The organism is Paenibacillus sp. 2TAB26, from assembly GCF_052115145.1.
Lineage (GTDB): Bacteria > Bacillota > Bacilli > Paenibacillales > Paenibacillaceae > Pristimantibacillus.
The window spans coordinates 145278-163735 of record NZ_JBFRGC010000013.1; the positions used below are offsets into that span (position 1 = coordinate 145278).

Here is an 18458-nt window from a genome sequence, read left to right on the forward strand (position 1 = left end):
TGTTTATATCGCTTCCCGTACCAGTCCTTGTTTTAAGCGGTCCAGCTGCAGAAGATGATGACGGTAGTGCATTTCAACAAGCAGAAACCATTCCTCCGCACACAATCCGCCGAATCTCGGATGGGACACTGTATGTTGTTTGGACACTTTTTCAAGGGTAGGTTCAATGTCCTTCATTCTCTGGATGACAGTGTGTAAGCCTTGAATCAGCTGCTCTTTGCTTTCCGGCTGCTCCGGAGTATATTGCGGGGAAGGCGGAACATGAATACGAATGGGCGGAAAGCTTCCTTGAGAAAATATAGCCACACCAACCTCGGTTTTTTCCGTTTCAGGTACCATGGGATCTTGGCTTGGCATCAGGCATTGATCAAGATTACGAAGCTGCATATAAAGCGCCGAGCTAATGAGATGTTGAAACATCTGTCCGATTGACCACTCGTTTTCACTTTGCTTTTGCTTCAGCTGCTCCATACTGAATTGATCCAGTTCATGAATATAATGTGCCGCAGTTTCCTCAAATCGTTGTAATGCTAACTTTGTTGTAATCATCGTCTATCATCGCCTCTAATCATCTTTTTTCTAAGTATACAAAAACGCTACTGACACCATTATGTCAGTAGCGTTTTAACGTTTTTTTCAGTTCGTTTCTAACCCGATGTCGGAAGGATTCCGGCTCCAGCACAACCACTCCGCCTCCCCAGCTGAGCACCCAATGCAGCAATTCCTCAGGCTGCCGAACACGTAAGGTCACCAGCAACCCTTCGGTATGATCCTCTATGGTTTCTATATAGAAGTTGTTTGATTCCCTTACCTTATCGGCAATGTCAGGTTGGACACATATGCGCACACGAACGTTGCGATCGTCTGGAGGCTGGTATGCATCTAAATTGAAATCTGCTGGCAACATAAATCTATCTTCCAGCTCGATAAGYTCCGACATCCGGGACAACCGAAAATGACGGATGTTTTGACGCAATTCACACTGTGCAACGAGTACCCATGACCCTTGAAGAAGCACAAGTCCATAAGGAGCAACCGTACGTACACTTTGGCGGTTCCCATCAGCCTCGGCAATTCTTTTGGAATAGCGGAATCTTATTTTTCTTTCCTCCAGAATCGCTCGACGAATCGCTTCCAAGTATGCCTTCTCTTGTATTCGTGCTATGTCTTCAACGGAAGCAAGCAAACGAAAGCTCTTGCGAATCCGGGATGCCTCGCTGCGGATCGGTTCCGGCAGGATGGCTTCAATCTTCCCTCTTGAAGTTCGAGACTTACTGCGATAGTGAACATCAAACCATTGCTCGATAAAATCTGTCCCGATGAGTAACGTCACTGCTTCTTCCACCGTGAAACTGACTGGCGGCAGGAAATACCCCTCCATTAGGGAGTATCCCTGCCCTGGCGCTCCTATCACGGATACGCCAGCCTCACTTAAAGCCTGTATATCCCTGTAAATGGTTCTCACGCTTGTTTCAAATGTAGCGGCTAAATCCTCGGCTCGTAACACTTCGTTACGCTGCAGCTCAAGAACTATGGCTAACAAACGATCCGTTTTGTTCATGCACTGCACCCTTTTCCGAGAGATTGTTTATACCAGAATTCCTCCACTGAAAGTATTTCACTAGTGTATCCTGACCGTTAGCTTAATGAAGCAAAATCAGTCTACAACTTTATTTTCTTCTGACAACATATAATTTATAGAGAAATGAAGTCAAATAAGGGTTAGGTTCGTTACAAACGTTAAAATGAATAAGCTACCGACTTTGTCGGCAGCCTGTGATCATTTCACTATCCTATATTGAATATAACAATCATAAATTTCCAAGTGCTAAAAACCAGTAACACTCATCTATCAGCTATTCGCGAAGGCGGTTAAGAAGAGCTAATGCCATTTCTCTCGCGGCTGCAACAATTTCTTCGTCCGTACGCTCCGTTCCACTGGCGGCCATCAGTGCCGAGTTAATACTGAGAAAGGCCATTCTTACGAGTAATTTCCGTGTAGGATCAGCATCCTTGCCAGCCACAAGCTCAGCCACTGCCCCAAGGCTGTCGCGGATTTGACCACCGGGATTGCTAACCACGCTCCGCATAAGATTGGGATTCGCATTTACGAAGCGGATGCCGCGCAGCTTGTCTACAGAAGTTGAATCCACCCAACGAAGCACCGTGCGCTCCAGAAGGTCTGGACTCGGTTCTTGGCTGACGGCCCATGCGAGAAGTTCAGCCGCCTCGTCACCGCGGGAGGACATCATTGAATTTACGATGTCATTTTTGCTTTTGAAATGGTAGTATAGCGCAGCCTTGCTGATCCCGAGTTGCTCAGCGATCTCACGAAGTGATGTTGCCTCAAACCCTTTAGCAGTGAAAAGCTCCAAAGCTACACGCTGAGCTTCCGCTTTTGTTTCACTGCCCGTCCGTTTCACTGACTCACTTATACTCATGATTGTCACACTCCTTGCCTTTCACTCATTTTAGCCATAACTCATCATTCTTGACAACTTACCTGTCGGCAAGTAAAGTGTATTTATAGTTAACATTTCAATTTTTCTTCACCACAGTTTGAACGCTCGGTAATCGAGCCGTCATGAAAACAACCATAAGGAGGATATCCAAGTGACTAACATCGTTTTGCTATTATCTCCCCTACCAGCGGCTTATACTTTGGATCGGTACTTGTTATGAATCATATCATTATAGAGTTCATCAGTTTATTTCTTGCAGGCATCCTTGCTGGCGAAGAGCTCGTGATTCGCTATGGGGTGCACGTTTCTCTGGCAGGTCTAGATGACAAGTCTCAAATTAAAGTTCGTCAAGCACTAATACTTAAACTACGTGTACTGGTGCCCGCTATCTTTTTGCCTACGGCCGTGTCGGGAGTTGCGGTGCTAGTACTGAGCGGCTCCGAGCCAGGTTTATTCTTCCGCTGGGCTGGCGTGCTGGCCTTACTCATCTTCATCCTAGTCACGCTCATTGGCACTGTCCCCATCAACAAGGGTGCGCTCGAATGGAAGCCCGACGCGCCGCCTAGCAACTGGAAGTTGCTAATCCGCCGCTGGGAGCTGCTTGATGTGGTTCGTTCATCGGCAGCAGTCTTGGCATTTGCATGTTTCTTGACAGCTGTTGCACTGCAGTATTCGAGCTTGCAATAACAAGCTTTAGACTCATTATAGCGAAAAAGGCAATGACTGCTTCGGACATGGAAAAAGTCCTAGCTGCCATTGCCTTTTTAAAATCAGATAACAGTTGGTTCAACTATTTAGCAGCCGATTTCTGCTTAAAATCTTCAATAAAATGCTGTATATCCATTTTCCAAACATGTTCTTCTTTCTTCAAACCATAACCCACAGAACTAGTGGATGATCCCAAGCTTACAGTAATGACTACTATTACACTATTTTCTTCAGCCGTTTCTTCATTAATTTGAATGGAATCATAATATCTATATTTCAAAGCTACTTCTTGCTCAGTATTCAACACGTACTCATTGTAGTCTTTTCTAAAGCGTTCAGGATCGGCTAATAAACCATCATTGTAAGTAAGAGCGTAAATGGCTGCCGTATCAGCTATAGCAACAGAATGCATGTAGATTAATACTATTTGCTCAGGAGAGAAGCGTTGTAAATGACTCGTATCCCTGTCTTTCACAAATAGTTCATACTCCTTAATCCGCTCAGCAGGCAATTGCTCCAAATATGAGAATCCTTTGTTTGGTGCTTCTTTTATTTCGGTGATGTCTACTTTCTTTTGGTTAAATTCTGTTGTTTTTATGTCACTTTCGAAGCAACCTGTCAGTAAGACTATGCAAATTGAAAAGATGACTATCCTCATATGTGAATCCAGTAGTTGCATTTTCCACCTTCATTAGCTTCTAGTACACCATTATTTAACTCAATGACTCTTCTAGAAGCGATATTACTTTCCACACAAGACAGCATAACATCCTTTATTCCCATGTTTTCTGCGTTTTTTAGGAGTTCATTTAACATGACCGTACCGTAGCCTTTTCCTCGTTTGCTTGGTCTGATCGTATAACCTATATGCCCGCCTGATATTTTTAAGTTATCATTCAAATAATGCCTCAGCTTCCCGTAGCCTACGGGATAGGAATCAACGAATAACCAGAAAACAGTCTGGGGAACGTGCTGGGGTAAGAGATCAATACCTTGCGAGATCGCTATATTTTTTCGAATAAATGCAGGAAATTGACTATAATCGATATCATACGCACTATTCACAAACCCATTTTCTCCCGGGCCTATTTCTACTAACATGTCAAAAATATCACGTCCATCATCTACACTTGCTGCTTTTAGTTCAATCATCTTCTTTAGGCCTCCTATTTATAAGTCTCTTAATCTATTATTTTTCCCGCGTTATAAATGGGCCAATTCCAATACTTCTCACCCTGACATATGATAAACCGATCAAACCATTGCTCAAAATTCATATGCAGCGGCCTCGCATCATGAAATTGATCAATATGGCCTTTGACCATTAAGTAATGGTCTGAGCCTTCATTAAAAGCTTTTAAATGAATAACAATGTCATCCTGATAAATGTAAGCTACTTTCAAATAACCTTCATTAGGCTCCTCGTACGTTACTCCAAATGTATCCTGCCACCCGTATAAGTAGGCCTCTCCTCCGTACTCCGGATGGTCAAAGAGCGAGCAGCCATTCGTTATTCTAAGGAAATTCAAATAATCCTGAGGAAGTTTACAACCCAATTTTTCCTGAAAAAGCATTAAATCTTCTTCCCTTGCAGGAGGTCTAAATGTACATTTGGCCTCATATAGTTCACCTTCACGCAGCTGTAAGGTTAATAACCCGTTGCCCGCCTCTAATCTTTGCTTTAAGGAAGTGATAGTTTTCTTAATAATGTTGCCTTGAATCATCGTGCACCTCCATAACTGCGAAGCAGATCATATGCCATATTTCCAAACTTTCTAATGTCGTATAAGTAATCATACCCGCTCGAATCCTGCAGCTGGTTATACATGCGAACCACTACGGCATCGCAGCTCGGAATGACCAAACAGGCGCAGCCTGTAATTCCAAGAACTTGATAAGCGTCGCTCGGCAGATGCTCCCCAATTTGATTTAAAGGAGTATCACTTTGCAGCCACCATATAAAACCATTTCGAGGCAGGTGTGCCGGAACAGTGAGTGGCGTATGCAGCGAAGTAGCTCTTGCAAAAACAGTTTGCGGCAGCAACTGCTTTCCATTTACATTGCCGTCTTTAAGATGCATATGCCCCCACATCGCTAGATCGCGCGCACTAACGAACAAATTGCTTTGATCACCCGCATCACTATCGTTTGGCCCCACCCACGTATTTTCATCATCGTAATAATTATATATAAGCTGCTCCGCTGCTTTTGTTCTCCAGCCCGTTTCCTTTAACCCATATTGATTAAATACATGACTCGCCATAAAAGAACTTAAGTTTTGCCCCGAAATATGCCTAACTAATTGAAAAAGCATGCCAATTCCCGTATTGCGGTATGCCCATCCATATCCAGCTGGGAACTCTCTTGCTATCTTCCCGTTCTCTTCGATTAATCCATGGGTATGCGTAAGCAAGTACCTCAACGTTACCCCTCGCGCTGCATCTTTATAATCATTGAGATACTGCCCGATTTCATCATCCACGCTGCCTATTTTCCCTTGCTCTATTAATAAGCTGACAGCAAGCGCTAGATACGTTTTACGGATTGATGCTACGTTGAACTGCGTTTGTTCATCCACGAGTCTCGATGCATCTGATGCTTCATGTGTACCGGAATACCACTCGTTTACAACAACATCGTTCTGAATGATATAAGTTGCGGCAGCTGTGGCGCCGATACTTTGTTGAATAACATAGACATACTCATTCAGGCTTTGAAAATGATTCGTTTCCATTCTCTGCACATAATCCTCTCCTGCTTCAGAGTTGATTTACCAATTCTGATTAACAATAATCCGCTGCTCTTACATTGTCAAATAAACCCAACAAAGCGATTTCCAACAGTAATAAACAATTATAGCCATTGTTTCTATCCCCTTCGGTTCACGATTGCTATAGGATAAATAGATAATGGGAAAGACATTGAAAGGATGATTGTGACATGCTGCATATTCCTGCCGTACATACTGTATTTCATAAGGAAACGCTTTTTGAAGCCATGGCCTTATTATATGATATCGGTACACCGCTAAAGAGCCAATTCGTGTCCAATGGCTTGAATGATACCTATTCGGTGGAGACGAATACCGGCAAATTTATATTGCGAATTTATAAGCATTTGTGGCGAGCTGAATCCGATATCCGTTTTGAGCTGGATTTGTTAACTTATCTTAAAAACTGCATCCTGCCGGTTTCCTATCCAATCCAAAGACGAGATGGCGAATGGTTGACTGAGCTTGACGCACCGGAAGGCACTCGATATGCTGTGCTATTCTCTTATGCGGATGGCGCCGGGAAACTTAATGTCGATACAAGCCAAGCTTACGGCAGCGCTATAGCGCAGCTTCATCATGCCATGGATTTCTATGAGCAAAGGCATGAACGGTTTGCGCTTGATGCTGCCCATTTGCTCGACGAGCCTCTTCGGGCGATGCTTCCGTATTTACAGCATCGCCCGAACGATGCAGCGTTTGTTCAAGAAACAGCCGGCAGGCTGAAAGCTCGCCTTGCAGAAGCCGCGAATGGTGCATATGACTGGGGAGTATGCCACGGGGATCTGCATGGCTGGAACGTCTTTCATTCGGATGACGGCAGCATGACACACTTTGACTTTGACTGCTGCGGCGTAGGCTGGCGCTCGTATGATCTATCCGTTTATTTATGGGATCGCGTCCATGGCAGATCGGATAGTGAGAGCTTTGAGGATGAATGCTGGGATGCTTTTTTGGAAGCCTATACGAAGGAACGTCCTTTAAGTGATCAGGATCTTGCGATGATTCCCGTATTCGTAGCCGTCAGACAGCTTTGGCTGATCGGACTTCATACAGGCGGAAGCGCCGTTTGGGGATCTTGGCAGGATGATGGTTACTTTGACGGGAAGCTTAAATTTTTGGCGGCTTGGGTAAAGGCGCATAACCTATAATGCGATGAAAGAAAAGGAGCTGCTTGCGGCTCCTTTCTTCTTTTATACGATTACGGAAATGCTTGTTGTAAAATAAAATGAATGCTTGCCTGTTTACATTCGAATATCGATATGCTATCTTATTTCTACAAATATAGAAATAACGACTGCAAGAAAGGTGAAGCCACAATGACAGAAGATCATGCGGACGTACGTCAAGCTGTAAAAGTATATAAGGCGCTCGGCGAGCCTACCCGTCTAAAAATAGCTCTGCTGCTTACTGAGGAGAAAAATTTATGCTGCTCCGATATTGGCACAAAGCTGGAATCTGTAGCCGGCTCTACCCTCTCACATCACTTGAAGCAATTGACGGAAAGCGGGTTGCTAGATCTCCGCAAGGACGGTACGTATATCTACTACAGTGTGAACCGCGAAATGGCTCGCAAGTATGCGCCATATTTGTTGGAGTAATTTTTTTAGGTTATATTTCTATAGATTTAGAAATATAAAAACAGTGGAGTGGAGAGAGGAGTATTTTTTATATGTCTAACGCGTGGAAAATTTACATGCTGGCTATAATTAGCTTTTTGGTTGGAACGTCAGAATTTATTATTGCGGGTATTTTGGATAAGGTAGCCGACGACATAGGTGTATCCGTATCCGCAGCAGGCCAGCTGATTACCGTTTTCTCGCTAGCTTACGCTATTGGCACGCCGATTCTTATGGCAGTTACGGCGCGTGTTGAGCGGCGTCAGCTGCTCCTCTACTCATTAGGTGTATTCGCGATCGGCAATCTTATTGCCGTTGCTTTGCCTGGATTTGAGTTTTTGATCGTGTCCCGAATTGTTCTAGCGCTCAGCACAGGGGTGTTTGTCGTTACCGCTTTGACCGTCGCTTCTAAGCTTGCACCCGTTGATAAACAGGGCAGTGCCATTGCGACGCTCGTTATGGGCTTTAGCACAGCATTAATCGTGGGTGTCCCTCTAGGCAGGGTAGTCGCATCTGTATACGACTGGCATCTCATCTTCGGAGCAATCGGACTGCTGGGCCTGCTTGCAATGCTCCTCATTTTATCCAGCATTCCAAAAACAGATGGTGAAGAGCCCGTTCCACTTCGCAGCCAGCTTGCTCTCTTAAAGCAGCCGAAAATTGTAACGGCACTGACGGTCACCTTCTTGTGGATCGGCGGTTATTCCATCGTTTACACTTATATTTCACCATTCCTGCTTAGCGTAACGAAGCTGAGTGAACAGGGCGTGAGCATCGGACTATTTGCATTCGGTATCGCCAGCCTGATCGGGTCTAAATTTGGCGGCTACAGCACCGATAAATGGGGAGCGCCGCGAACATTAGTCAGCGGCATGCTGTTCCATACGATAGCACTTGTTCTACTCTCATTGGCTGGACAGTCTCCGGTTATCGTATTTCCTCTGCTTATGATCTGGGCCTTTACCGCTTGGTCATCCGGTCCAACTCAGCAGTACCATCTGATGTCACTAGCTCCAGAAGCTTCGGGTATTATGCTAAGCTTGAACAGCTCTGTACTTCAGCTGGGCATGGCTGCAGGAGCCGGGCTTGGCGGGGTTGTCGTTGAGCAAGTATCGCTTACCTCTATCAGCTGGATTGGAGCTACAGGCGTCATTCTCGCCGCTGCTACAGCCGCAACCTCCTTCGGGTTCTCCCGCGCGCGTTCCCGCAGGAAGATAGCCGAGGGCAGCTTAGCAAAAACCAGTGCTTAAACTTTAGCAGCTTTGCTTTCATCATCGATCAAAGGTCATATGGCAAGTTGTTGCATAAATACAACATAAGTCTCCAACACAGCTAAAAATGGGGAGGTTCCTGCAATTGTGCAGGATAGTTGGGCGTTGATCGCGGAGATTGGTATTGGAAACTTGTCAAAATAGCATCAAAACAAAGAATAAGCGTAAACTCGACTTCCTAAAATAGATATAACATTCAAAAGTAAACCAGACTTCCATTATCGGAAGTCTGGCTTATTTTTGTCCTATTCAAATCGAATCAAGAAGTAATTTTTTTTGCCGCGGCGCAGCACGATAAATTTGTCATAGAGCCTTTGCTCCGAGCCGATGATGGATTCTACATCCGTGTTTTTCGTGCCATTAATCGAAATCGAGCCGCTCGTAATATCTTGTTTCGCTTGGCGGCGAGATGGTGCAGCTCCAGATTCGATCAGAAGATCCATAAGCGCAATCTCTTCTCTATTCGTAAGCACTGTTGTAGGCATGTCCTGCAAAGCTTCAATTAGCTCAGCTTCACTCAGCTGATTTACATCGCCGGAGAAAAATGCCTGCGTAATTTTCTCTGCGCTGTCGAGCGCTTCTTGTCCATGAACAAGGCGAGTAATTTCACGCGCCAATTCACGCTGCGCCACCCGTTTCTCTGGGTGCGACTGAAGCTCTGTCTCCAAAGCTTCGATTTCTGCACGAGAGAGGAATGTGAAATATTTCAAAAATTTAATCGTATCGTTATCTTCAGTATTGATCCAGAACTGATAGAACTGGTACGCCGATGTCTTCGAACGATCCAGCCAAATCGCGCCAGATTCGGATTTCCCAAATTTCTTGCCGTCGCTTTTGGTAACGAGAGGCATCGTCATGCCGTAAGCGTCGCCTCCGCCCATTTTGCCAATCAGATCAAGACCTGCTGTAATATTGCCCCATTGATCGCTGCCGCCAATTTGCAAGGAACAGCCATGCTCTTGATGAAGCTTATGGAAGTCATACGCCTGCAAAATCATATAGCTGAACTCGGTAAACGAGATGCCTGATGAAAGACGGGAATCGACCGAATCCTTCGCCAGCATGTAATTTACAGTAAAGTTTTTCCCTACATCACGTAAAAAAGTAATGACATCCAGCGGCGCAATCCAATCGTAGTTGCTTACGAGCTTAGCCGCATTATCCGCAGCATTGAAATCAAGAAAGCGGGAAAGCTGACGCTTCAAGCTCTCTGTCCATTCGGATACCGTATCCGCTGTGTTCAGCGAGCGTTCCGTCGAGCGGCCGCTTGGATCACCAATTAAACCTGTTCCGCCGCCAACTAGCGCAAGTGGAATATGGCCAGCCTGCTGGAAACGACGCAAGCACAAAATCGGAAGCAAGCTGCCGATGTGTAGGCTGTCCGCTGTAGGGTCGAATCCGCAATAAAGCACGACGCGTTCACTCGTAAGCTTCTTATGTAATTCCTCGCGGTTAGTAAATTGCTGTACTAGCCCTCGGTATTCTAGATCAGCCAATAGATCTTCATGATTAATGGTTAATGCTTCGTTTGTCATTTAACTCTCTCTCCTCTAATGTTTCCTACAGTTTACGTTGATTTCGAGTTTTTTAAAAGATGTGGACGGACGATTACATGGTTTTGGTCATTTCTCTACGTCTACGAATCGTTCTTCTAATTAAAATATCACAAATAAGCAGCCCTACGCCAACAACAAAGTCGACAAACCCTACAAAAATAGCGTTAAACGGATAACCGCCCATTTTCGAGATATAATATACCGTAAAAGCAAAAATCCCAAATGCACTGATCGTAAATAAAATACTTTTTCTAAAAAACAGCGCAAGCGCTGCAGCAATTACCGTTAATGCGGCGACTGTTCCCAGCACCAAGAGATTATGATCCTTCTCTATATTCGTTGGATACAACAATCTTTTGGGATACGTGTAAGAAAAATACCAGTCCTTGCTGGGCAATTCATTAAAAACAGCTTTGAATGTTTTGGAGTCCGTTTGTTCCATTGCTAAATTCGAATGAAGCGCAGCACCGGGTTCGCTTAGCCGTATTTCCAGCTCGACATGCGGCTCGCCCTCCCAGAAAGCTGCTGGGGTCAAAAAATAAAGATGGGAAAAAATCGTCGTAATTACACCTTTATTATACATCCCCCCATTTTCAATATAGTTGATGACAATATTTTTCGTTTCGTTCGGCTCAAAAGATAAAGGGAACCTCGCTCCTTGTGCTGGACCAATTTCCGCTGAGTAATTGGATAAACGCAGCTCCTTGCCGCTTACTGGATCAATGACCGTATTTTTCAATAGGGTATTTTGCCAATTAACCGTCTTTACATTCGGATCCATGATCACATTAATCTCTTTGTTTCCCTCTGATACCATAAGGGCCTCACTTGCAGGCGTTACAAATAAAACCTCCAAGTCCTTGGCGGAATCGGACGTATTGTGAAGTTCATACTGAACCGTTACTTCCGCATGGCTTTTGTACCGTTCGATATCACGGAAGGTAAACACAACCTTCTCGCGAACCAAACTCACTTGCGATTGATCATCCAGCTCCAGCCTGCCATAACCCTCCGCAGGATAATGCAGTGGTCCCCCGTTGGCACTTGCTGCTTCTGGTAAAAGCATAAATAATAGGACAGCGGTCAGAATTAATGGTCGAAGCTTATGCAGGAACACTCCATCACCTCGTTCTCCGATTGTAGAGCCTCACAAAAAAGAAGCCTCCATATGTATTATTTTACCACATAAGAGGCTTCATCTTGTTATTGCTCTATTTTTTCTTCCACGTATCCTTAAGCGGTACGATGCGATTGAAGACTAGCTTCGTATCCGTTGTATGTTTTTTGTCCACGCAAAAATAACCATGCCGAACGAATTGGAACTTATCCTCTGGCTGCGGAAGAACCTCAAAAGGCTCAATCCTACAATCTTTCACGATTTGCAATGAGCTCGGATTAATGACGCTGTCCCAAGCTATATCGGTATCCTTCGGGATTTCATTACCCCGCAGCAGACTCTCATAAAGGTGGACATCCACCTTAGCCGCATGACTCTCCGAAACCCAGTGGATCGTCCCCTTCACCTTCCGGCCGGTAAAGCCCGTTCCGCTTTTCGTTTCCGGATCGTAAGTGCAGCGAAGCTCAATGATCTCACCTGTGGCTTCATCTTTAATGACTTCCTCACATCTAATGAAGTAGGCACCGATCAGCCGAACTTCAGCTCCGGGCGCTAATCTGTGAAATCCTTTGAACGGCTGCTCCATAAAATCATCTTTCTCTATAAATAGCGTGCTAGAGAAGGTGACCTTGCGTTTGCCAAGCGTGTCGTTCTCGCTATTGTTATCAATGGACAACAGCTCGGTTTGGCCCTCAGGGTAATTAGTAATGACCACTTTCAGTGGATGGATGACGGCCATTACGCCTTTGACCTTCGCCTTCAAATCCTGCCTTGCCGCATGCTCCAGCATCGCGATATCCACGGAATTTTGCGCTCTAATCATGCCGATCTCATCGATAAAATTTCTAATGCTCTCGGGCGTAAAGCCTCTTCGCCTGAGTCCACGAATCGTTGGCAGCCTTGGATCATCCCAGCCGTCGACGAAGCCGCCCTCAACGAGCTGTCTCAAATATCGCTTGCTCGTCACGACACCCGTTAGATTCAGCCTGCCGAATTCCCTTTGCCTTGGCGGCTGAGCAAATTCCAGCTCCTCCAATACCCATTCGTACAAAGGACGATGGTCTTTGAACTCAATGGAGCATAACGAGTAGGTAATGCCCTCGATGGCATCTTGAATCGGATGCGCAAAATCGTACATCGGATAAATGCACCACTTATTTCCCGTCCGGTAATGCTCAGCATGGATAATGCGATAAATAACGGGATCTCTTAAATTAATATTAGGCGCACTCATATCGATTTTGGCACGCAATACTTTGGATGCTGCCTTAAAATCACCATTTTTCATTTTCGCAAACTGCTCTAAATTTTCATCAATGGAGCGATTTCGGTAAGGGCTATCCTTGCCCGGCTCCGTAAGCGTCCCCCGATATTCCGTTACTTCTTCTGGCGATAATTCACAAACATAAGCCTTTCCTTTACTTATGAGCGCAACAGCAGCGTCATATATCGCATCCGAATAATCCGAACCATAATAAATATGGCTGCCCGGACTATAACCAAGCCAATTGATATCTTCGATAATGGCATTCACATATTCGATGTCCTCCTTCAGAGGATTCGTATCGTCAAATCGCAAATGAAACTTCCCATTATACTTTTGCGCAATCGTATAGTTTGTATGGATGGCATAGGCGCTTCCGATATGGAGGTATCCATTAGGCTCAGGCGGAAACCGCGTGCACATTTCTCGTGTAAACACACCTGCTTGAAGATCCTCATTAATGATTTTGTATAAAAAATGATCCGTGTTCGGCTCTAATTCGCTGCTCATTGTAAAACCTCCAATTTAGGGTTGCTATCGATACCTTGATTTTTCATGTCCCAAAAAACAAAAAAAAATTCCACCCCCAAGACTTCGCGTCTTGGGGACGAAATTTTTCGCGGTACCACCCCAGATTCGTTAATATGTCGCCATATTAACCTCTTCAAGTACGGCACCAAAGGATGCTTATACTCTAGCTCTATAACAGGAGCTCCTGTCACAGCATCCCCTTGCTCAGGTTCCGATGTGATGCTCAGAGACTTGTTTCGATAAACCATTCCTTGCCCCTTTTCAGCTGCCGGGGCTCTCTGCGAAAGAATGTGTTTATGTACTCTTCTCGTCATCGCCTTTTTCAATATTTCATATATGTTAACAAATCGTTCCCTGAATTGTAAATGGTTATTCTACACAGCAAGCTAGAAAATACTAATGCCTTGGCGCCCACAGTATAACTGAAACACCGACCAAGCAAATAGCAGCGCCTATCCAGTCGTATAAATCAGGTGTTTTTTTATCGACCAGCCAGCCCCACAATACGGCCATCACTATAAAAACGCCCCCGTACGCCGCATAGACTCTTCCGAACGAGGGGAAGGATTGAAATGTAGCAATAACACCATATAGCGCTAAAGCTACACCTCCGACCATTCCCCAATACATCGGTTTGCCTTCACGCAGCCATAACCAAATCAGGTATCCCCCACCAATTTCAGCTAACCCAGCTAGTAAAAATACCAATATTCCTGTAATCATCTCTTTCACATCCAATAACCCAAGCTGATTAAATACTTATTTCTAAGCCTGAGGCAATTTTTCAAAAGCTTGTACATATTTATCGTATTTCATTTTCCATACATCCTTGCGAGAGGCAATGGTTTTTCCGTCCAGCAATGCCTCGATAACATCCAAACATACATCCCAGCCGGCAATATCTCTAGGGGTATGCGCTGTAATTTGGGCAAGCTTCTCGATTAATACCAAGCGGCAGCCCTCTGGCTCTGCATATAATTCAAAACGAACGATATCCTCAGCCCACGTAAACTCCAAAACCGATAACGCTTTGAGCTCGATGATGGCCATCTCTTCAAAATGTCCATTCTGCATATCAAATTGTATTAATCCACCTTCACGCAGGTCCGCGACACGCAGTTCGGGGAACCACTGGGCGAGCTTCTCGTTGTCAGTCAGCATCGACCAGACACTCTCTACAGCATGCTTCAAATTGCGCTCGAAACGGACCGAATATCCATTCTCAGCTTGGGTAATGGAGGCCAACATTTCTACTCACCTCATCCTTATTTATTCCTGATTATATTTTTTCTCAAAAACAGACCATCGAATCAAAGAAAGAGTAACACCCACGACAACTGAAATAAAAATAATAGGTGCCATTTCGATTTGATCTACACTTTTACGACCAAGTACAATGAGTACTCCCTGAATAATTAAAACGTAAATCAATAAATAAAGCACCCATCTAATAGCGTACGACAGCTTGCCCTTTGTTCTTATCTTGCTCCATTTCTCGCGATTGAATTTGTTGAAGTCATTCACAGGTTATCCCTCACCCAATTACATATTTCTAGTGATACATACTCCCGAAATAGGATTCAGCACCTTATTTAATATGGCGATTATAACATAAGTATAATCAAAAATAGGCTGCAGCAAGAAGAAAAATCCTTCTTCACTACAGCCTTGCACGTCAAACGACTATTCATTTTTTGTTATATGAAGCTACGAAAACAACAAAGAATCGCTAATTGCAGGTACATCCATCCACTGTCTCGACTCGGCAGAACGCTCAACGGCTTCAATAACGAAATGATTTCTATAGCCGTCCTCGAAATTCGGAGCAGGATTAATCCCGCTGTGCAGCCCTTCCATGAACGTCGCCATCATATTAATAAAGGTATGCTCGTAGCCGATAATATGACCATCAATCAGCTTCTTAGCTAGCTGTATCGCAGGCGCAAAACGATAATTATGGCAAATCATATGCATAACGCATGCTTTTTTACCGCCTGCAGCATCTCCGCTGCTTGGCTTGCACTGACCGCGAGCGGCTTCTCGCAAATGACATGCTTGCCTGCTTCTGCCGCAGCGATTGCCTGAAGCACAGGCTCTACCGGCGTATCGAAGTAGAATGGCAGGTCGCGATAGGCGTGGCTATGCGCTTTCCCCATAATACAAAGAAAAATCGAAATGATCCCATAGTGAACGCAGAATTGGCGCTCCAGCGTATTCTCCTTGATTAAGATCGTGAAACCGTGGCTGTTCAAGTGTTTGTTTTAAAAAATCACCTAAAACCCTCTAAGATATACCCGGTTGAAAGGGTATCCTTCATGATTATTGGGGTGATTAAGAAAAGTCAAGGGATTTTTTGGTTTGTTCAACAATATACTGACTTTTGGTGATTTTCCATCAGTTGGGATGAACTGCATAAGTCATGTCATCTACAGGTATTATAGCAAGTTTCCAATACCTAATAGAATAGAGCCTCCAAGCCTGCACCTGAGCAGGCCTGAAAGCTCTATTGGTTAACCAACCTTCAATGGCTGATGTCAGGGCAGCAGCAATTTGACTAATAGATCAAGCTGTCGGCTCAGCATAACAAATTGCCTTTATTTGCTCGCTGCTAGATCATCCAATATATATTGAATGATAGCAACGACTTCAGCTCGAGTTGCCTATTCAGCCGGAACAAATAGATTCTTTCCCCGACCCTTCAGGATGCCACGGTCTTTAGCTGTCTTCACAGCATATTTGGCCCAATTTGAAATAAGACGATCATCAGCAAACCCAGTCTCTGGCGCAAGCGCGCCTCCCTCAGGTTCGCCAAGCGCTCTCATAGCTATTACGGCTAACTCCTGACGATTAATTCCCCCCTTTGGTTGGAGGCTTCCATCCGGATAGCCAATAAATAAACCATGCTGGTAACCAAGTGCGATCGCATTCGCTGCATAAGGGGCGATTTGCTCCCCATCACTAAAGCTCGGTTCACTCCCTTGTGCTGGACCAGACCAACCTAATGCCTTAACCAGCATGACGATAAAATCCTGCCTTGATACTTTCTCGTTAGGCCTAAAGGTCCCATCAGGGTACCCCGAAATCCAGCCCTGCTGAACTGCTGACTGTATGATCGGCTCTGCCCATGACCCCAAAATATCGTTAAATGAAATGGGCTTGACGGGACCAACAGGAGTCTCCGTAGTTGGAGTCGGAGATGGCGGAGTATACGGAACAAAAGCTCGGTTTACCCTAATTGTGTATAGCAGTTCTTCACCGCTCTGCGAGACGACTTTAATATGAATATCATTGTTCCCTTGACTCAACAGTAGATCTACGCTGTCGCTAGCACTTGCAACTGGGACATAGGTCGAGTCATTTACTGATACGCTTACTAAAGCATGACTCTCTGCTGCAACTGGTTTTACCGTTATCGCATAAACCGAATAACCAACGGATGCTTCGTAGTTTACTGTTTCAGGATGAAACAAAGGTGTAAGTGTTCCTGCTGACAAACTCAAATCGCTCAGTGTAGCATTGTGGCTTGGCCGCAAGACTTGTACGGTGTAGATTTGCTCATTTCCCTCCTCGGCCGTTACGCGTATGGCAATCGTATTTAGGCCTGCCTCCAGCGGCAGGGGAGCGCTTGCCGTACTGTTGGTCAAGCTTTGATAGGAACCTCCATTGACACTTACCGCTATAGACGCATTCGTTCCCGCTGCCCAAGGCGTCAGCGTAATCGCACTCTGATTACTCCCCACTTCGGCTGAATAGCTATAAATTCCAGCATCGAATAATGGGCTGAGCGTACCAGAAGAGAGAGATAAGCTGCTTAAATTCGCATCGTTGCTCTGCCTATAAACTGTCAGCACATATTGATTCACCGTCGCTCTGTCCTCGGCGGTGACGCGTATCGCAATCGTATTCAGGCCTGCCTCCAGCGGCAGGGGAGCGCTTGCCGAACCGCTGGTCACGCTTTGATAGGAACTGCCATTGACACTTACCGCTATAGACACATTCGTTCCCGCTGCCGAAGGCGTCAACGTAATCGCACTCTGATTACTCCCCACTTCGGCTGAATAGCTATAAATTCCAGCTTCGAATAATGGGCTGAGCGTACCAGCAGAGAGAGACAAGCTGCTTAAATTCGCATCGTTGCTCTGCCTATAAACTGTCAGCACATATTGATTCACCGTCGCTCTGTCCTCGGCGGTGACGCGTATCGCAATCGTATTCAGGCCTACCTCCAGCGGCAGAGGAATGCTTGCCGAACCGCTGAATATGCTAGTGAATGATCCCCCATTAGCACTGTAGGCGATTAAAGCATTCTCTTCTGATGCTGTAGGCGTTACCATGATGGAATCTTGACTATTTGCTACAACAGCCTCATAGCTGAAGCGTCCGCTGGCGAAATCCGGCTGCAGCAAAGCACTTCCGGATAAGCTTAGCTGCTCCAAAGTTGCATTCGTGCTAGGCTCAGAACGAATAACTTCGATAGTATATTTTCTAGTTTGGGAGCCATCCGCAGAAATCGTTTCAACTGGAATGGCCGTGCTGCCCACTCCAAGCTGGATAGCGGAGCTAGCTTCGCCATCTGTGCCCCCTATTCCATTTATGGACAAGCTACCATCGGCATCGTTTAGAGTAGGAGTGACCTTCGTAGAGACTGTCGAATAAGGAACATGAACGGTGTAATTAAGCGTATTGGCATCGAATGCAATCGTCCCGGCTGAAGTTTCCAGCTTCTTTAGAGCAGCATCGTTGGCCATCGGCCGATGCACATGGAAATTGATCAGTCGAGTGACTGTGCCATCGGAAGAAGTAATTTTTATTTCTATGAGGTTATTAGCCGGATTTAGAGGAAGATGGCCTGTAGATGTCCATTGTCCAAGATTTTTCCAATTATCTCCATTCATTTGATATTGTATCGTTGCATTTTCATCGACGGTCTTGATAGCGAAATAGTACGTAGAAATCGAACTTCTCGGAATGTAAACATCATACTCGTTAATCGTGTTCGAAAGAGAGGGGGTATGCGGATATGTAAATTCAACCCTGTCCACATCCACATTATTGCTCCCAGCCGCCCTAACATAATGACTCAAAGATGCTGGAAGCAGCATGCTAACTACTAACAAGATTAGGCCTATTTTTCTTAACATTAAATGAATTCCCCTTTGC

At 45.1% G+C, this 18458-nt stretch carries 18 protein-coding genes, 1 pseudogene and 1 other annotated feature; of the genes and pseudogenes, 4 read left to right on the top strand and 15 right to left on the bottom strand.

Features of this window, described 5'->3' with window-relative positions; genetic code table 11:
* Positions 1-3: 3 nt before the first annotated feature.
* The 3 genes from AB4Z50_RS16815 to AB4Z50_RS16825 all read right to left on the bottom strand — a co-directional run bounded on the left by AB4Z50_RS16815 (position 4) and on the right by AB4Z50_RS16825 (position 2441).
* A complete protein-coding gene (locus AB4Z50_RS16815) occupies positions 4-546 on the bottom strand; it encodes a DinB family protein (RefSeq protein ID WP_441880822.1) in 543 nt (180 codons plus the stop codon).
* 67 nt (positions 547-613) lie between these two features.
* Entirely contained in the window at positions 614-1561 is a 948-nt protein-coding gene (locus AB4Z50_RS16820) for a helix-turn-helix transcriptional regulator (RefSeq protein WP_441880771.1), read from the bottom strand.
* 295 nt (positions 1562-1856) lie between these two features.
* Positions 1857-2441: a TetR/AcrR family transcriptional regulator gene (locus AB4Z50_RS16825; RefSeq protein ID WP_441880772.1), complete on the bottom strand. Its 585-nt coding sequence runs from the start codon at positions 2439-2441 to the stop codon at positions 1857-1859.
* 318 nt (positions 2442-2759) lie between these two features.
* On the opposite strand from AB4Z50_RS16825, the gene AB4Z50_RS16830 reads away from it, so the two are divergent.
* On the top strand, positions 2760-3149 hold the full coding sequence (locus AB4Z50_RS16830) for an anthrone oxygenase family protein (RefSeq protein ID WP_441880773.1): 390 nt from the start codon (positions 2760-2762) through the stop codon (positions 3147-3149).
* A gap of 103 nt (positions 3150-3252) precedes the next feature.
* Here AB4Z50_RS16830 and AB4Z50_RS16835 read toward each other — a convergent pair whose 3' ends face one another.
* Genes AB4Z50_RS16835 through AB4Z50_RS16850 form a run of 4 tightly spaced genes read right to left on the bottom strand, consistent with a single transcriptional unit; the run spans position 3253 to position 5904 of the window.
* Positions 3253-3849, bottom strand: coding sequence for a hypothetical protein (locus AB4Z50_RS16835; RefSeq protein WP_441880774.1), 597 nt, complete (start codon positions 3847-3849; stop codon positions 3253-3255).
* On the bottom strand, positions 3825-4322 hold the full coding sequence (locus AB4Z50_RS16840) for a GNAT family N-acetyltransferase (RefSeq protein WP_441880775.1): 498 nt from the start codon (positions 4320-4322) through the stop codon (positions 3825-3827). The genes AB4Z50_RS16835 and AB4Z50_RS16840 overlap by 25 nt, the downstream gene beginning before the upstream one ends.
* 29 nt (positions 4323-4351) lie before the next feature.
* Positions 4352-4894 carry an SMI1/KNR4 family protein gene (locus tag AB4Z50_RS16845; RefSeq protein ID WP_441880776.1) on the bottom strand — a complete coding sequence of 181 codons (543 nt, stop codon included), beginning with the start codon at positions 4892-4894 and terminating at the stop codon, positions 4352-4354.
* A complete protein-coding gene (locus AB4Z50_RS16850; protein ID WP_441880823.1) occupies positions 4891-5904 on the bottom strand; it encodes a serine hydrolase domain-containing protein in 1014 nt (337 codons plus the stop codon). Before AB4Z50_RS16850 ends, AB4Z50_RS16845 begins: the two co-directional genes overlap by 4 nt.
* A 206-nt stretch (positions 5905-6110) precedes the next feature.
* Between AB4Z50_RS16850 and AB4Z50_RS16855 the strand changes: the two genes are divergently transcribed.
* The 3 genes from AB4Z50_RS16855 to AB4Z50_RS16865 all read left to right on the top strand — a co-directional run bounded on the left by AB4Z50_RS16855 (position 6111) and on the right by AB4Z50_RS16865 (position 8809).
* Positions 6111-7091 (top strand): phosphotransferase, encoded by a 981-nt coding sequence (locus AB4Z50_RS16855; RefSeq protein WP_441880777.1) that lies wholly within the window; start codon positions 6111-6113, stop codon positions 7089-7091.
* Between the two features lie 168 nt (positions 7092-7259).
* On the top strand, positions 7260-7541 hold the full coding sequence (locus AB4Z50_RS16860) for an ArsR/SmtB family transcription factor (protein WP_054025100.1): 282 nt from the start codon (positions 7260-7262) through the stop codon (positions 7539-7541).
* 71 nt (positions 7542-7612) lie between these two features.
* Positions 7613-8809 (top strand): MFS transporter, encoded by a 1197-nt coding sequence (locus AB4Z50_RS16865; protein WP_441880778.1) that lies wholly within the window; start codon positions 7613-7615, stop codon positions 8807-8809.
* A 266-nt stretch (positions 8810-9075) separates the two neighbouring features.
* On the opposite strand, the gene tyrS is transcribed toward AB4Z50_RS16865, so the two are convergent.
* From tyrS to AB4Z50_RS16905, 8 genes and pseudogenes are all read right to left on the bottom strand, one after another.
* Positions 9076-10365, bottom strand: coding sequence for a tyrosine--tRNA ligase (gene tyrS / locus AB4Z50_RS16870; protein ID WP_441880779.1), 1290 nt, complete (start codon positions 10363-10365; stop codon positions 9076-9078).
* A 73-nt stretch (positions 10366-10438) separates the two neighbouring features.
* A complete protein-coding gene (locus AB4Z50_RS16875; protein ID WP_441880780.1) occupies positions 10439-11503 on the bottom strand; it encodes a hypothetical protein in 1065 nt (354 codons plus the stop codon).
* 94 nt (positions 11504-11597) lie between these two features.
* The gene (locus tag AB4Z50_RS16880) at positions 11598-13277 is read right to left on the bottom strand and encodes a glutamine--tRNA ligase/YqeY domain fusion protein (RefSeq protein ID WP_441880781.1); all 1680 of its coding nucleotides are present in this window, start codon (positions 13275-13277) and stop codon (positions 11598-11600) included.
* Positions 13278-13367: 90 nt separating this feature from the next.
* Positions 13368-13621 (bottom strand) — a binding site (T-box leader).
* A gap of 73 nt (positions 13622-13694) precedes the next feature.
* Positions 13695-14021, bottom strand: a complete 327-nt coding sequence (locus AB4Z50_RS16885) for a YnfA family protein (protein ID WP_076267312.1) — start codon at positions 14019-14021, stop codon at positions 13695-13697.
* 42 nt (positions 14022-14063) lie between these two features.
* Positions 14064-14546 (bottom strand): SRPBCC family protein, encoded by a 483-nt coding sequence (locus AB4Z50_RS16890; protein WP_441880782.1) that lies wholly within the window; start codon positions 14544-14546, stop codon positions 14064-14066.
* 21 nt (positions 14547-14567) lie between these two features.
* Positions 14568-14822, bottom strand: coding sequence for a hypothetical protein (locus AB4Z50_RS16895; RefSeq protein WP_441880783.1), 255 nt, complete (start codon positions 14820-14822; stop codon positions 14568-14570).
* Between the two features lie 369 nt (positions 14823-15191).
* Positions 15192-15454: pseudogene (locus AB4Z50_RS16900) on the bottom strand (Gfo/Idh/MocA family protein); the annotation flags it as partial.
* Between the two features lie 504 nt (positions 15455-15958).
* Entirely contained in the window at positions 15959-18439 is a 2481-nt protein-coding gene (locus AB4Z50_RS16905; protein WP_441880784.1) for a cadherin-like beta sandwich domain-containing protein, read from the bottom strand.
* Between the last annotated feature and the right edge of the window lie 19 nt (positions 18440-18458).